The organism is Pseudomonas sp. P5_109, from assembly GCF_034009455.1.
Classification (GTDB): domain Bacteria; phylum Pseudomonadota; class Gammaproteobacteria; order Pseudomonadales; family Pseudomonadaceae; genus Aquipseudomonas.
The window spans coordinates 4,341,462-4,356,202 of record NZ_CP125380.1; the positions used below are offsets into that span (position 1 = coordinate 4,341,462).

General features: G+C 60.5%; 13 protein-coding genes. 8 read left to right on the top strand and 5 right to left on the bottom strand.

Features of this window, described 5'->3' with window-relative positions; genetic code table 11:
- Positions 1–24: 24 nt before the first annotated feature.
- A complete protein-coding gene (locus tag QMK54_RS19380) occupies positions 25–354 on the bottom strand; it encodes a hypothetical protein (protein WP_320401162.1) in 330 nt (109 codons plus the stop codon).
- A gap of 184 nt (positions 355–538) precedes the next feature.
- On the opposite strand from QMK54_RS19380, the gene potE reads away from it, so the two are divergent.
- The 7 genes from potE (at position 539) to QMK54_RS19415 (ending at position 9,235) form a co-directional block, all read left to right on the top strand.
- On the top strand, positions 539–1,948 hold the full coding sequence (potE, locus tag QMK54_RS19385) for a putrescine-ornithine antiporter (RefSeq protein ID WP_110662120.1): 1,410 nt from the start codon (positions 539–541) through the stop codon (positions 1,946–1,948).
- Positions 1,945–4,230: an Orn/Lys/Arg decarboxylase N-terminal domain-containing protein gene (locus QMK54_RS19390; RefSeq protein ID WP_110662121.1), complete on the top strand. Its 2,286-nt coding sequence runs from the start codon at positions 1,945–1,947 to the stop codon at positions 4,228–4,230. Before potE ends, QMK54_RS19390 begins: the two co-directional genes overlap by 4 nt.
- Before the next feature lie 191 nt (positions 4,231–4,421).
- Positions 4,422–4,823 (top strand): hypothetical protein, encoded by a 402-nt coding sequence (locus QMK54_RS19395; RefSeq protein ID WP_110661977.1) that lies wholly within the window; start codon positions 4,422–4,424, stop codon positions 4,821–4,823.
- Complete coding sequence (locus QMK54_RS19400; RefSeq protein ID WP_110661976.1) at positions 4,823–5,362, top strand: HD domain-containing protein; 540 nt, start codon at positions 4,823–4,825, stop codon at positions 5,360–5,362. The genes QMK54_RS19395 and QMK54_RS19400 overlap by 1 nt, the downstream gene beginning before the upstream one ends.
- 200 nt (positions 5,363–5,562) lie before the next feature.
- Complete coding sequence (locus QMK54_RS19405; RefSeq protein WP_223593145.1) at positions 5,563–7,176, top strand: arylsulfatase; 1,614 nt, start codon at positions 5,563–5,565, stop codon at positions 7,174–7,176.
- A gap of 68 nt (positions 7,177–7,244) precedes the next feature.
- Positions 7,245–8,513, top strand: coding sequence for an OmpP1/FadL family transporter (locus QMK54_RS19410; protein ID WP_320401163.1), 1,269 nt, complete (start codon positions 7,245–7,247; stop codon positions 8,511–8,513).
- Between the two features lie 47 nt (positions 8,514–8,560).
- Entirely contained in the window at positions 8,561–9,235 is a 675-nt protein-coding gene (locus QMK54_RS19415; RefSeq protein ID WP_110661973.1) for a DUF3313 domain-containing protein, read from the top strand.
- Positions 9,236–9,376: 141 nt separating this feature from the next.
- Here QMK54_RS19415 and ligD read toward each other — a convergent pair whose 3' ends face one another.
- On the bottom strand, positions 9,377–11,332 hold the full coding sequence (ligD, locus tag QMK54_RS19420) for a DNA ligase D (protein WP_320401164.1): 1,956 nt from the start codon (positions 11,330–11,332) through the stop codon (positions 9,377–9,379).
- 268 nt (positions 11,333–11,600) lie between these two features.
- Complete coding sequence (locus tag QMK54_RS19425; protein WP_320401165.1) at positions 11,601–12,323, bottom strand: tellurite resistance TerB family protein; 723 nt, start codon at positions 12,321–12,323, stop codon at positions 11,601–11,603.
- A 257-nt stretch (positions 12,324–12,580) separates the two neighbouring features.
- Between QMK54_RS19425 and pcsA the strand changes: the two genes are divergently transcribed.
- On the top strand, positions 12,581–13,303 hold the full coding sequence (gene pcsA / locus QMK54_RS19430; protein ID WP_110662524.1) for a phosphatidylcholine synthase: 723 nt from the start codon (positions 12,581–12,583) through the stop codon (positions 13,301–13,303).
- 150 nt (positions 13,304–13,453) lie between these two features.
- On the opposite strand, the gene QMK54_RS19435 is transcribed toward pcsA, so the two are convergent.
- Positions 13,454–14,266 (bottom strand): class I SAM-dependent methyltransferase, encoded by an 813-nt coding sequence (locus QMK54_RS19435; protein ID WP_320401166.1) that lies wholly within the window; start codon positions 14,264–14,266, stop codon positions 13,454–13,456.
- A 45-nt stretch (positions 14,267–14,311) separates the two neighbouring features.
- Complete coding sequence (locus tag QMK54_RS19440) at positions 14,312–14,581, bottom strand: DUF4242 domain-containing protein (protein ID WP_223593155.1); 270 nt, start codon at positions 14,579–14,581, stop codon at positions 14,312–14,314.
- Positions 14,582–14,741: the final 160 nt, after the last annotated feature.

Genomic DNA, 14,741 nt, shown 5'->3' on the forward strand with positions numbered 1-14,741 from the left:
TCTATCCGACCGACGCCCGCTTCTTCATTTACGCGCCAACTTGTACCTGACGCAGTCGTCATAAAAGCTCTGCCGTACGGCCGTCGGCTTGAATCGCGACGGACTGTCATAAGTTTGTTCTGTAATGCCTAGCGCCATCATGCGCATCCAGCTTTTGGCGAACTTGTAGACCTGGATTTTCTGGCGGGCGGCATACAAGGAAACGCCAGAAAGCTTTAGTTCCTGTGCCCTTGCAGCGGTGCCCGCGCCCCAACTGCACATGTACTGATCATTGGCGGCGAGTTCTTTTGCTTGAGCCGAGTTGGCTATGCCCGTAACTATTAGCGGGATTAATGCGATCCATATCTTGCGCATTTCGACCTATCTAACCAATTGAAAACCAAGTAATTTTGAAGAGAACTTTGAAACTTGGGGGCCAGCATCCTGCCTTTTCTGCAAATAAATGAAAAAGCCGGATGTGGGGTCGTCAATTTCTTGCGAGTTTTCAAACCTTTGCTATAGCTAAGGTTCTCAATCGCCAACTAAGTGAGGCAACGGAATGTCAGTCGCAAAGAAAATGAGTGTGGGGCAACTGACAATGTTGACCGCCGTCAACATGTTGGGCTCAGGAATCATCCTGCTACCGACGAAACTCGCGGAAGTCGGTGCAATTTCAATCCTCTCCTGGCTGATCACGGCCACCGGCTCCCTCGCTCTGGCCTACGCCTTTGCGCGATGCGGGATGCTCAGCCGAAAGACCGGCGGCATGGGCGGTTACGCCGAATACACCTTCGGTAAAGCAGGTAACTACATCACCAACTACACCTACGGCCTCTCGCTGCTGATTGCCAACGTGGCGATCAGTATTACCGCGGTCGGCTATATCCAGGTGTTGTTCGGGATAAAACTTGATTCGCTGCAAGTCGGCCTGGCGACTATTGCTCTGTTGTGGATCACCACCTTCGCCAACTTTGGCGGTGCGAGCATTACCGGCCGGATCGGTGCGGTCACGGTCTGGGGTGTGATTGCACCGGTGGTATTGGTGTCCACGGTGGGCTGGTTCTGGTTCGACAGCAGCGTCTACGCCGCTGGCTGGAACCCCCACGACAAAGGCTGGTTCGAAGCGGCAGGCGCCTCGGTGGCCATTACCCTGTGGGCCTTCCTCGGCCTGGAATCGGCTTGCGCCAACACCGACGCGGTGGAAAACCCTGAGCGCAACGTACCGATCGCGGTGCTGGGCGGCACCTTGGGTGCAGCGGTGATCTATATCGTTTCCACCAACGTGATCTTCGGTATCGTCGGCAACGAAGAACTGGTCGCGTCCACCGCGCCGTTCGGCCTGGTGTTCGCCAAGATGTTCACCCCGATGGTCGGCGACATCGTGATGGCGGCCATGGTGCTCGCCTGCATCGGTTCACTGCTGGGTTGGCAGTTCACGATTGCCCAGGTGTACAAAAGCTCGGCCGACACCGGTTACTTTCTGTCGATCTTCGCCAAGGGCAACAAAGCGGGAACGCCCATTGTCGGCATGCTGGTGCTGCTGGCGGCGCAGACCGCGCTGGCCCTGCTCACCATCAGTCCCGACTTGAGCAAGCAGTTCGATACCTTGGTCAACCTCGCGGTGGTGACCAACCTGGTGCCGTACATCCTGTCCATGGCCGCGCTGATGACCATGCAGAAAGTCTCCAACGTGCCGGAAGGCAAGGCACTGGCGACCAACGTCATTGCGTTGATCGCAGCGGCCTACAGTTACCTGGCGCTCTACAGCTCCGGCGAGCAGGCCCTGATGCTGGGCGGCGTGGCCACTATCGTTGGTTACACCCTGTTCGGCTTCGTCAACAACCGTCTGATCCGCCTCGAAGCACTCAACAACAGCGTACCGACGCAAACCGTCAGCGCGCAGCACCTCACTGCAGATCCAGTGCCGGTGAACAATCTGAATAAAGCCACTCTGGAGGTTCAAGCATGACGGAATATAAACACTCGCTGGGCATGCTGGCGCTATTGGTCAGCAGTCCGCCGGACAAGCGAACGGTGTTCGGCCGTGCCCTGGACCAACTGGTCCACGACGTAGAGGGACGGGGCGTCAGTGTACTGGCCTCGGAAAGTCTCACCGATGCCGCATCGATCCTGCGCTCGGACCCGGCCATTCAATGCGTGCTCATCCGCTGGGAAATGGACACCAGCGAAGGCCACGCCGACTGCACCAAACTGCTGGTCAAACTGCGTGAGCGCAACACCCGCGTACCGGTGTTCCTGATCAGCGACCGCACCACCGCGTCGAGCATTCCGTTGCTGGTCATGCAACACGCCGACGACTTCATCTGGTTGCCCGAGGACACCTCCCGGTTCCTCAGCGGCCGCATCCTGGCGGCCATCGAACGCTATCGCCAGGCCGCCCTGCCGCCGATGTTCGGCGCGCTGGTGAAGTTTGCCCGCAACTATGAATACTCCTGGCACACCCCAGGCCATGCCGGCGGCACCGCGTTCCTGAAGAGCACCGCAGGCCGGGCCTTCTACGAGTTCTTCGGCGAGAACCTGCTGCGTTCCGACCTGTCGATCTCGGTCGGCGAACTCGGTTCGCTGCTCGATCACAGCGGCCCCATCGGCCAAGGCGAGCGTTATGCCGCCAAGGTCTTCGGCGCCCACCGCACCTACTACGTGACCAACGGTTCGTCGATGTCCAACCGCGTCATCCTCATGGCCAGCGTCACGCGCAACCAGATCGCCCTGTGCGACCGCAATTGCCACAAGTCCGCCGAGCATGCGATGACCCTGTCCGGGGCGATTCCGACCTACCTGGTGCCGACCCGCAACCGCTACGGCATCATCGGCCCGATCCTGCCGCAGACCCTGAGCGCCGAAGGCGTGAAAGCCGCCATCGCCAACAACCCGCTGGTCAAGAAAGGCATCGACCCGACGCCGGTGCACGCGATTGTCACCAACTCCACCTACGACGGCCTGACCTACAACGTCACCCGTGTTGAAGACCTGCTGGGCGAGAGCGTCGACCGCCTGCACTTCGACGAAGCCTGGTATGGCTATGCGCGCTTCAACCCGCTGTACACCGGGCGCCATGCCATGCACGGCAACCCGGCCGATCACGACAAGTCCAAGCCGACCGTGTTCGCCACCCAGTCGACCCACAAGTTGCTGGCTGCCCTGTCCCAGGCCTCGATGATCCACGTGCGCGACGGCCGTAACCCGATCGAACACGCACGCTTCAACGAGTCGTACATGATGCACGCCTCGACCTCGCCGAACTACGCGATCATGGCGTCCTGCGACGTCAGCTCGGCCATGATGGAAGCACCGAGCGGGCAGATCCTCACCAGCGAGTCGATCGAAGAAGCGATCAGCTTCCGCCAGGTGCTCTCGCGCATGCACAACGAGATGCTCAGCAAGGACAACTGGTTCTTCACCTGCTGGCAGCCGCCGACCGTACAGGTGGGCGCAGCGACCGTACCGTTCCATGAAGTCGACCCTGTCACGCTGAAAACCGACCCGAACTGCTGGGTCCTGCACCCGAACGCGGTATGGCACGGCTTCGGCGACATCGAAGAAGGCTACTGCATGCTGGACCCGATCAAGGTCTCGGTGCTGAGCCCCGGCATGGGCGACGACGGCACCCTGCTCGCCTCCGGTATCCCGGCCTGTGTGGTCACGGCGTACCTGGGTCGCCAGGGTATCGTGGTCGAGAAGACCACCGACTTCACCATCCTGTTCCTGTTCTCCATCGGCATCACCAAAGGCAAGTGGGGCACGCTGCTCAACGCCCTGCTCGATTTCAAGCGCGACTACGACGACAACGCAGAGCTCGAGCTGTGCCTGCCGGACCTGTACAGCGCTCATCAGCAACGCTATGCCGGCATGGGCCTGAAGGACCTGGCCGACGAAATCTTCGCCGCCATGAAGAAACACAAGACCACCGCCAACATGTCCCAGGCTTTCGGCACCCTGCCACAAGCCGAGTTCAGCCCGGTGGAGGCCTACGAAAAACTGGTGCGCAACGACATCGAACTGGTCACCCTCGACGAGGCCGCCGGACGCCTCGCGGCAACCGGTATCGTGCCGTACCCGCCAGGTATCCCGTTGCTCATGCCAGGTGAGAACGCAGGCCCTGCGGACGGCCCGTTGCTGGCGTATCTCAAGGCACTGGAAGCCTTCGACAGATCCTTCCCAGGCTTCACCCATGACACCCACGGGATCGAAGTCGAAGACGGCGTTTGTCGGATGCTGGTCCTGAAGTGAGGTAAGCGAGGCTCACTGTAAACGCAGTACTCATGTGGGAGCGGGCTTGCTCGCGAAGGCGTAGTGTCAGTCGACGTAATTGTCGATTGACAGGACGCCTTCGCGAGCAAGCCCGCTCCCACATTTTTAGATCGCCTTAACGCCAAATCCCTATGGGCAAACTCAATCACAGCGCTCTATGATTGATCCCCATGACCACCACCGCTGCGATCCGCTCACCCTGCCCGCCCGGCGCCTGCGACTGCGGGCGTGACCCGTTGCTGGAAACACCAGGGGCGGACCTGCGCATTCTGTTTCTGACCCGCAACGAAGAAAAACGCCTGATCGAGCGCCTGGAAAACCTGCAGAGCCTGAGCGATCTTGCGCTCGTGCAGCGGCGCATGTTCGAGCAGTTGGGCATTCGCGTAGACATCGCCCCCGGCTTCAATGAAGTGCGCACCATGCGCGGCATCGGCATCCAGGTTGGCGAGCTGCCAGGACTGTGCCGCAAGACCCGCGCCAGCATCCCCGCCGCGATTCGCCGCGCCATGGAGAAACGCCCGGAGATTGCCTACGAGCTGCTCAATGCCAACGACCTGTTGCGTGACGCCTGATGAAACCCATTCTCGAGTTTCCCCTCACCGACGAGATTCTCACCTCGTTCGCCCTGGCCATCGGTGCCGACCTGCAGGGCTACCGCAACCACATTTACCGGGTGCTGAATTTCCATGGAGCCCTCAGTGGCATCGAAGGCCTGCCCCCGGACGCCGTACAAATCGCGGCGGCGTTTCATGACCTGGGTATCTGGACCGATGACACCCTTGACTACCTGCCGCCCTCCATCGCCCTGGCCACTGAATACCTCGACAGCCATCGACGAGCGGAGCTGAAGGATGAAGTCAGTGCGTTGATACTTGAGCATCACAAGCTGCGCCGGTATCGCGGCGCTTGCGCCGACAGCGTCGAACTCTTTCGCCAGGCCGACCTGGTGGATGTGTCCCTGGGCCTGGTGCGTTTCGGCTTGCCCCGCAGCTTCGTCCGAACCGTGCAATCGACCTTTCCCGATCATGGTTTCCACTCGATGCTGATGAAGCTTTCCGCCCGGCAATTGATCCGCACGCCACTGCGGCCGTTGCCCATGTTTCGCTGGTAATACCGGCGGATGTATTGCTCTGTGACAGCGCTGTTTGCATAACGCCATTTCCAGGAAAAGTGCCTGGAACACTTACTTTCTGACTATCCATTACTGGATATTTCGCAATTCAAACCTACGCTCTTCGCGGGGGTTACGAAATTCAACGACGGTTAGGGGGCTCGTCTCGATGTACTCACGCTAGTACGCAGGAGCTCGACATGAACCGGACAACCTTATCGACGATATTTGCAGTCCCTCTATTGCTGTCTGCAATGGCGCTTCCCGGCCTGGTCCTGGCCGCCGACAAAGTCCCCAATATCCTGGTGATCATGGGCGACGATATTGGCTGGTCGAATATTGGCGTCTACAACCAGGGCATGATGGCCGGCAGAACGCCCAACCTTGATCAATTGGCGAATGAAGGCATGCGTTTCACCGATTACTACGCCGAGGCCAGTTGCACCGCCGGGCGTGCCAACTTCATCACCGGCGAATTGCCGATTCGTACCGGCATGACCACCGTCGGCCAGGCCGGCTCGCCGGTGGGTATTCCCGCCGAAGCCGTGACCATTGCCACCGCACTCAAAGCCATGGGTTATGCCACCGGCCAATTCGGCAAGAACCACTTGGGCGACCTCAACCAGTTCCTGCCCACCGTCCACGGTTTCGACGAATTCTTCGGCTACCTCTACCATCTCGACGCCATGGAAGACCCGGCGCACCCCAATTATCCGAAGGAGCTGTTGGAATCCGTCGGCCCGCGCAACATGGTCCACAGCTGGGCCACCAGCACCGATGACCCGACCGTGATGCCGCGCTGGGGCAAGGTCGGCAAGCAGAAAATCGAAGACGCCGGCACGCTCTATCCGGACCGGATGAAAACCGTCGACGACGAGATTCGCGACAAGGCCTTCTCGTTCATCGACAAGGCCAAGCAGGACAACAAACCCTTCTTCGTCTGGCTCAACCCGACCCGCATGCACATCGTCACGCACCTGTCCGACAAGTATGAAGCCATGCGCAACTCGGAGAATGGCTGGTCGGAACAGGAAGCCGGCATGGCGCAACTCGATGACGTCGTTGGCGATGTCCTGGCGAAGCTGAAAAAAGACGGCATGGACGACAACACCATCGTGATCTTCACCACCGACAACGGTGCCGAGAACTTCACCTGGCCTGATGGCGGCACCACCCCGTTCGCCATGGGCAAAGGCACGGTCATGGAGGGTGGCTTCCGGGTACCGGCGATCATTCGCTGGCCGGGCAAGGTACCGGCCAACCAGATCGCCAACGGCATCATGTCCGGCATGGACTGGTTCCCGACCCTGGTCGCGGCGGCGGGCAACCCGAACATCACCGCCGAACTGCTCAAAGGCAAGCAATTGGGCGACACCACCTACAAAGTTCACCTGGACGGCTATGATCAAACGCCAATGATCACCGGAAAAGGTCCGTCGAACCGGCATGAAATCTTCTACTTTGGAGAGAGTGCCCTGGGTGCAGTGCGCATAGACGACTACAAATATCGCTTCATTGACCAACCGGGTGGCTGGTTGGGGGCTAAAGTTGATGTGGACGTGCCGATCCTGACCAATCTTCGACTCGACCCGTTCGAGCGCATGGGCTGGCCGGAAAACCAGGCCGCGCAGGGATCGCAACAATACTTCGACTGGTTCAAATTCCAGTTCTGGCGCTTTGTGTTCGTCCAGCAACAGGTGGCCAAACTGGCTGAAACAGCGATCGAGTTCCCGCCGATGCAAAAAGGCGCGAGTTTCAACCTCGACTCGGTCAAAGCCAAGATCGCCAAGGCTCGAGCAGAGATGGCCAAGTAACAGCCGAATCCACGGGTGGCTGGTGCAGTCCACCCGTATTCGAAATGGACAATTGCTGAGGGATTTCAATGCGAATAAAAACAGCTGCCCTGCCCACCTCTGCGCTACTTGCCCTGTGCTGTCAGCAAGCCTGGGCCGGCGGCATCATGCTCTATGAAATCGGCACCGATAACGCCGGCCTGGCCAACGCCGGCGCCGCCGCCCGTGCCCAAGGCCCCTCGACCATCGCCAGCAATCCTGCAGGCATGAGCTTTCTGCCCGGTACACAAATCACCGCCGGCCTGCAGGTCCTGTACGGTGACCTGAGCTTCGACCGCGACGCCGGTACCAACACCCCGGGCAGCGGCAGTGGCAATGCCCTTGACCCAATGCCCGGTGGCAGCTTCTTCATCAGCCATGAACTGGACGAGCACTGGAGCGTCGGTTTCGGCCAGTACGGTGACTTCGGCCTGGCGCTCAATTACGACAACGACTGGTCCGGCCGCTACTTCACACAGAACTCCAGCCTGCTCGGCTTGTCACTGGTACCCAGCGTGGCGTATCGCTTCAACGAGCAGTGGTCGGTCGGCCTGGGCATCAAGGCCATGTACGGCATGTTGAAGGCAGACACCGCCATCGACCGTTCTCCTTTCGGCTTCACTGACCGCGCTGACGGCCAATACAAGTACCGCGACAACGACTGGGGCTATGGCGCCAACGTCGGCGTGATCTACGCCCCGCAACCCGGCACGCGCATCGGCCTGACCTACACCAGCCAGGTCGACCTGGACTTCGAGGACCGTCTCGATGTGAAGGGCGACGGACGTCTGCTCGATAGGGTCAACAACACCAACACCGAACTCGACATGAAGGTGCCGCAAACCGTGACCCTGAGCCTGTTCCAGCAACTGGACCGGCAATGGGCGCTGCTGGCCTCGGTCAACTGGCAGGACTGGTCGGAATTTGGCGACATCGCCGTAGAGGTCGACACCACCGCGCTTGGCTCGCAATCAAAAACCGTCGACGCCGGCTTCAAGGACACCTGGCACCTTTCCCTTGGCACCCAATACCAGGCCACCGAACAGTTGTTGTGGAACTTCGGCGTGGCCTACGACAGCAGCGCCGTCTCGGACAGCAATCGCAGTGTGGTGGTGCCGATGAACGAATCCTGGCGCATTGCCACGGGAGCCACCTATGCTCTGAACAAGGACACCGATGTCAACGTCAGTTGGGCCATGGTCTGGCTTGGCGACATGCCGGTCGAGCAAACGAAATCCGTATCGGGCAATCAAATTTCCGGAGAATTCGACAATGCCTGGATTCAAGCTATAACCGGAAACATGACTTGGCGATTCTAATGCCTGGCTCAAAAAAAGACGCTTTCATCCAAGGAGTAAACACCACTATGAATCTATCCCGAAAACTGCTCGTCGGCACCGCGCTGGCCAGTCTGTTGCTTGGCGGTTGCACCTCGAAAGTGACTGATAAGGAGCAATACTCAGGTTACCTGTCCAACTACAACAACCTGCAGGAAGTCGAAACGCCGAGCGGCGGCACCGCGATGCGCTGGGTCAGCCCTTCGTGGAACCCGAATGCCTATGACACTGTGGTGTTCAACAAACTGGAGCTCTACCCTGCCCCCAAGCCCAATGAGCGGGTCAACCAGCAGACGCTGGACGACATCCAGAACTACATGACCAGCAAAGCCAAGGCCACACTGGGTCAGAAGTACCGCGTAGTGACCAACACCTCTGCCGCGCCTGCGGGCTCGCGCCCGCTGATCATGCGTGCGGCGATTACCGGGGTTAACGCCGAAAACGAAGGCATGAAGTGGTATGAAGTGGTCCCCATCGCCGCCGTAGTCGGTGCAACCCAGGCCGCCACCGGTCACCGTGACCAGGAAACCATTCTGTTCATCGAAGCCGAGTTCGTCGACGCGAAGAGCAATCAGACCGTGGCCAAAGTGGTGCGCAAAGTGTTTGGCACCGAGCTGAAAAACGAGAGCCAGAAGGTGACTGCCAAGGACTTCAAAGCTGCGATCGACAAGATGGGCAGCGACTTCCAGGCATTCCTGAAGTAACACCCTGCCCTTGTGGCGAGCGAGCTTGCTCGCGCCGGGTTGCGTAGCAGCCCCAAAATCCGGTCGACAATGACCATTTTGCGACTGCTGCGCAGTCGGGCGCGAGCAAGCTCCCTCGCCACAGGTGGTCGTCGTTTGCGGTCACTTCTTCATTCCGACCCGCCTACGCATTTCGGCGGTGATCGCCTGCCGGGTTCCGGGCATCTGCGCCCATGGCGCGTCCCCCACTTCTGAAAGGCGTTCGTGCACGTTGTGCACGTTCCAATGATTCCCCCCCTTCAACTCGGCCACCTCCTCACGAAAGATCGGCACTGACACCGGCAATCCCTCACGGGTGCGCGCGGCGTAGGCACAAATGGTGGTCGCCCCCAGACCGTTGCGCAGGTAATCGATGAAGATCCGGCCGACCCGGTTCTTCGGTCCCGACACCGCCGAAAAACGCTCGGGCAACAGATTGGCCATGTGGCTGACAATGGCATGGCTGAAATCCTTGACCTCATCCCAACCGAGCTTGCGGGTCAGCGGCACCACCACGTGAATGCCCTTGCCGCCGCTGGTTTTCAGAAACGCCTTGAGCCCCAGTTCATCCAGCACCGACAGCGTCAGTTGCGTGGCCTCGACCATGCGCTTCCACGGCAACGCCGGGTCCGGGTCAAGGTCGAGGACAAAACGATCCGGCTTGTCGAGTTTGTCAGACGTAGCATTCCAGGTATGCAGCTCCACGGTACCCATCTGCACCGCGCCAATCAGCGCCTCGGCGTTGTTGATCAGCATGATCGGCTGGCCGGTAAGTTGTTTGTCGAGGGTGGTGATGCCGGGGATCGCCAGGTGCTCGGCATTCTTCTGGAAAAACAGTTCGCCGCCGATGCCGTCCGGCGCACGCACCAGCGCCACCGGGCGATCCTTGAGTTCGGGCAGGATCCACTCGGCGACACTCGCGTAGTACTGCGCCAGCTGCAGTTTGGTGGTGCCGCTGTCGGGGTCGATCACCCGGTCCGGGTGAGTGATGCGCACCTTGCCCTCCTCCAGGCCGATTTGTGACGGTGCGGGCGCGGTGTTCTTGGGCGTGGTTTTTTTCGCAGTGGAGGTCTTCACGGTTTTCGCGCGCTCCTCGGTGATGGCATGTGCCGGTTTATCATTGCGCAGGCCATGGAACACGGCATGCCGCACCGAGCCGTCCCTGGTCATTTCGGCGAAGGCCACTTCGGCCAGCAATCGGGGTTTGAGCCAGTGCACATCCCTGGCCTCGGAACCGCCGGGTGGATTGACCACCGGCGGTTTTTTCACCTGCAACGGCTTGAGCTGCTCATGGATGCTGCGCAGGGTCGCCTCGTTGAACCCGGTGCCGACCTTGCCCGCGTAACGCAACTCGCCGCTATCGCGGTCATGCAGCCCCAGCAGCAGTGCGCCGAAGGCATGGCGCGAGCCTTTCGGTTCGGTGAAACCGACGATGACGAACTCCTGGCGATGCTGGCATTTGAGCTTGATCCAGTCGCTGCTGCGCCGGGACACATAAGGCGAGCCCAGGCGCTTGCCGATCAGCCCTTCCATGCGCATCTGGCAGGCGCTGTTGAGCAAGGCCTGTGGCTCCTCGCCAAATGACTCGGAGAAGCGCAGCAACGGCTGGTCATTGCCGTTGAGCACCGTTGAAAGCGCGGTCCGGCGCTCTTCGACCGGCACTTCGCGCAAGTCCACGCCGTTGAGGTACGGCAGATCGAACAGGTAGTAGAGAATGCCGTCGCTGCGATCCATCTCGAAAGCGTTTTGCAGCGCCTGAAAGTCCGCTACACCCTGGTCGTCGGCCACCACCATTTCACCATCGAGCCACGCCGATTCCAGGCCCAGTGCGGCCAGGGCTTGGGCCTGCCGGGGTAGTTTGTGGGTCCAGTCGTGGCCATTGCGGGTGATGAGTTTCACCTCGCCGTGGTCGATGCGCGCCATGATCCGGTAGCCGTCGAACTTGATTTCGTAACGCCATGGGCCGTCCGGGACTTTTTCCACCAGCGTTGCCAGCTGAGGCTTGAGCAGGTCCGGCAGCCTGGCTTTGCGCGCACCCGTCAGTGGCGATGATTTTTCCTTGCTTGAGCTTCGGGGCATGGCTCACCTGCTTCGCGCCAGGACGTTGAATGCAAACGTCTCCTAACCCAGCAGAGCCAGCGAGCGGGGCAATAATTCAATTGGCGTTGAGAATGCCCGGACGGACGGGCTTGTGACGTGGGGTACGGCCGGTGTTTCAGCAGGTTGACCGTGTCATCGTTCTTCGCGAGCAAGCCCGCTCCCACAGGGGATCTCGGCCAGACACAAATGCCAGGATCGCCCAATAACCTGTGGGAGCGGGCTTGCTCGCGAAGCTTTGCTTATGGGGTCAGGCAGCGCCCTTGGCCTGCTGTTCCAGATGCACTTGCAACTCTGGGTCGATCTGCAACGCCGCGGCCAGTTGATCCAGATAGTTACGCTCGGCGTCCTGCTGATCGTCCACCAGCATCACGCTGGCCAGGTACATCTCCGAGGCGATGGCCGGGTCGGTGGCCGACTGCGCGACTTCATTGGCGTCCAATGGCTTGGCGACCTCATCGTCCAGCCATTGCTGCAATTGCGGATCGTCGGTGTGACGGCCGATTTCAGTTCTGATCATCTGCTTCTCGGCGTCATCGATTCGGCCATCGGCCTTGGCCGCCGCGATCAATGCCCGCAGGATCGCATGGCTGTGCTCCTCGGCCTCCGGGCCGGCGAGCAAGTCCACGGTGCGTGGTGCTTCCTGCGGTGCCGACGCCTGGCTGCGCTGCCAGGTCTGGTACGCCTGGAACGCCATCATGCCGAGGGACGCCAGCGCCGCATAATTAGTACCGCCTCCGGAACGACTTTGTGGCGCGCCGCCCATCGGTGAACCGCCACCCAGCAAACCACCGAGCAAACCGCCCAATCCTGCACCACCACCGCCAGCACCGGCGCCACCGCCCAACAACCCGCCGAGCAATCCACCCAGGTCGCCGAGCCCGCCTTGGGCGGACGCGCCACCGCCACCCTGTTGCGCCATCGAGCCCTGGCCGGCACGCAATAATTGTTCGAGCAGATCGCTGGTGTTCATGACGCAGTCCTCTTTGTCAGGTGTTTATCCAGTCAGGCAACGATAGCCCCCGCAGGCGAATGTGCCAGCACCGTTGGGCTGACGTACCCACGCCAGCGCGGATTTGTCCGGGGTATTTCTTCGCGGCGCAACTAAGATTCATGAGTGGTGAACCTTATTCGCGGATACCCGGTCGATACCTGCAACCCGACCCGGTTTGCCACCGCCCCGTAACCGGGGTAACAACTGGCTTGCTTCATTCACTGGAGAACGCCCCTGTGATTTCAACCCTCTACATCGCCAGACTCAAAGCCTGGGGCGCCCATGGTTTTACCGCCACTGGCGTGGTCACCGCCTTCCTCGCCACCCTGTCCCTGCTGGATAACCAGCCGACCCATTGCCTGTTATGGCTGGGTGTCGCCCTGATCGTCGACGGCCTGGACGGCGCGCTGGCACGCAAGGTCAATGTGCAGTCGGTGCTGCCGAGCTTCGATGGCTCGATCCTCGACCTGGTGATCGATTACCTGACGTATGTGTTTATCCCTGCCCTGTTCATCTACCGCTACATCCCGTTGCCGGACTACACCTTGCTGCTGAGCGTGTCGCTGATTCTGGTGTCGTCGCTGTTCTGTTTCTGCAACGTCAACATGAAAAGCAAGGACAACTACTTCCAGGGCTTCCCCGCCGCCTGGAACGTGGTTGCCCTGTGCCTGTACATCATCGCCCCATCAGCGTGGATCACCTTCCTCACGATCATTGGCCTGGCCTTGCTGACCGTGACCCGGATGAAATTCCTGCATCCGTTCCGCGTGCGCCGGTTCATGCCGATCAACATTGCGGTGACGGCCATCTGGTTGCTGTGCAGTTTGTCGCTGGTGCTCAACCATCCCGTCATCAACCCGTTGGTGATGGGGCTTTGGCTACTGATGTCGGCGTACTTCCTGGGCATCTGCCTGTGGCGCACGGCGCTGGAGTGGCTCGACGAATCGCGGCTCAAGTAGCCATGCCGGCGAAAGTCATTTAGCAGGCATCACACTACCCCCTTGTAGGAGCGAGCCTGCTCGCGATGGTCGATAACGATTACGCGTGTTTTCTGGATGCACGCGGTGTTTTCGAGTCCATCGCGAGCAGGCTCGCTCCTACAAGGGCCATTAGCGCCGCGTAATCACCACCTCCAGGTATTCACTCGGCACCACCAGCGACTTGTCTCCCGCCCGGTTCATCCGGTTGATCAGCTCGGTCAGGTCCGCTTCCAGCGCCTTGGCGCCGTCCTCGGGCAGTGCGGCGAAGGCCTTGTGCATCGGCCCGTACCAGCGGCGGAAGGTGTCGATGAAATGCGCCGTCGAGCGATAGCGGAAATTGAAGGTGCGGCACGTCACCTGGAGCAAGAACTCCCGTTCGTCGAAGTGCTCGTGCAACCAGGCTTCGGTGCCCCAGCGCGAGGGCGGATTCGCTCCCGGCGCGGGTGGCAGGTGCTGGCCAAGGGTCTTGAACATCTGGCCGACAAAACCTTCCGGCGTCCAGTTGGCCAGGCCGATCCGCCCGCCCGGGCGGCAAACCCGCGCCAGCTCCGCGGCGGCCTTGGGCTGGTCCGGCGTGAACATCACGCCGAAGGTCGACAGCACGGCATCAAAACTGCCGTCGGCAAAGGGCAAGGCTTCGGCATCGGCGACCTGGAAGGAGACTATCAGGTGCTCTGCCCGGGCCCGCTCTTCGCCGCGCTCCAGCAAGGCCGCGACATAGTCGGTGGACGTCACCTGGCAGCCACGGCGCGCGGCGGCGAGTGTCGCGTTACCGTTGCCGGCGGCGACATCGAGCACGCGTTCATCGCACAACAGGTCGCAGGCTTCGGCCAGTTGCTCGCCGACAATTTGCAGGGTGGTACCGATCACGGCGTAGTCGCCGCTGGCCCAGGAGGCCATCTGGCGGTTTTTCAAGGCAGTCAGATCAATGGGTGTACTCATGGAGACAATCTCTGGGCTGAAACACGAGTCGGGCCTGACGGGCGGTTACTCCGCCGTCGTCGGATCGATGACGTTCATCACCTGGGAAATGCGGTTGGCGGGAAAACCACTGATCCTCGCGTGCTCCCTGATTTGCTCTTCGTTCGGCGAGATGTATACGCAGTAGAGCTTGTCGCCGGTGACATAACTCTGCAGCCACTGCACCTCTGGCAAATCCCGCAACGCCCGGCAGGACTTTTGCGAAGCGGCTTTCAAATCCCTTTCCGACAGATCTCCGGCGCCCTGGATCTCGCGTTCAATGACGAACTTCGGCATGGCAACCTCTCTTTTCTTGTTCTGGGTGGCAGGGTCGGTGCTGACCCTGTAGACAAACTATCGTCCTGGCGGGCGTTGGCGTCCTGCCCGATCGTCGCCCAACCTTGTCCGATCGTCCGGAGATTCCACGATGCGCGCCGACGCGTTCACAATCAGGAAT

What these genes read in the sequence shown, in the direction of transcription:
- QMK54_RS19400 (WP_110661976.1), top strand. Translation starts at nt 4,823, where the DNA reads ATGAAACCCATTCTCGAGTTTCCCCTCACCGACGAGATTCTCACCTCG.
- QMK54_RS19380 (WP_320401162.1), bottom strand. Translation starts at nt 354, where the DNA reads ATGCGCAAGATATGGATCGCATTAATCCCGCTAATAGTTACGGGCATA.
- QMK54_RS19410 (WP_320401163.1), top strand. Translation starts at nt 7,245, where the DNA reads ATGCGAATAAAAACAGCTGCCCTGCCCACCTCTGCGCTACTTGCCCTG.
- QMK54_RS19435 (WP_320401166.1), bottom strand. Translation starts at nt 14,266, where the DNA reads ATGAGTACACCCATTGATCTGACTGCCTTGAAAAACCGCCAGATGGCC.
- QMK54_RS19390 (WP_110662121.1), top strand. Translation starts at nt 1,945, where the DNA reads ATGACGGAATATAAACACTCGCTGGGCATGCTGGCGCTATTGGTCAGC.
- potE (WP_110662120.1), top strand. Translation starts at nt 539, where the DNA reads ATGTCAGTCGCAAAGAAAATGAGTGTGGGGCAACTGACAATGTTGACC.
- ligD (WP_320401164.1), bottom strand. Translation starts at nt 11,332, where the DNA reads ATGCCCCGAAGCTCAAGCAAGGAAAAATCATCGCCACTGACGGGTGCG.
- QMK54_RS19405 (WP_223593145.1), top strand. Translation starts at nt 5,563, where the DNA reads ATGAACCGGACAACCTTATCGACGATATTTGCAGTCCCTCTATTGCTG.
- QMK54_RS19395 (WP_110661977.1), top strand. Translation starts at nt 4,422, where the DNA reads ATGACCACCACCGCTGCGATCCGCTCACCCTGCCCGCCCGGCGCCTGC.
- QMK54_RS19415 (WP_110661973.1), top strand. Translation starts at nt 8,561, where the DNA reads ATGAATCTATCCCGAAAACTGCTCGTCGGCACCGCGCTGGCCAGTCTG.
- QMK54_RS19440 (WP_223593155.1), bottom strand. Translation starts at nt 14,581, where the DNA reads ATGCCGAAGTTCGTCATTGAACGCGAGATCCAGGGCGCCGGAGATCTG.
- QMK54_RS19425 (WP_320401165.1), bottom strand. Translation starts at nt 12,323, where the DNA reads ATGAACACCAGCGATCTGCTCGAACAATTATTGCGTGCCGGCCAGGGC.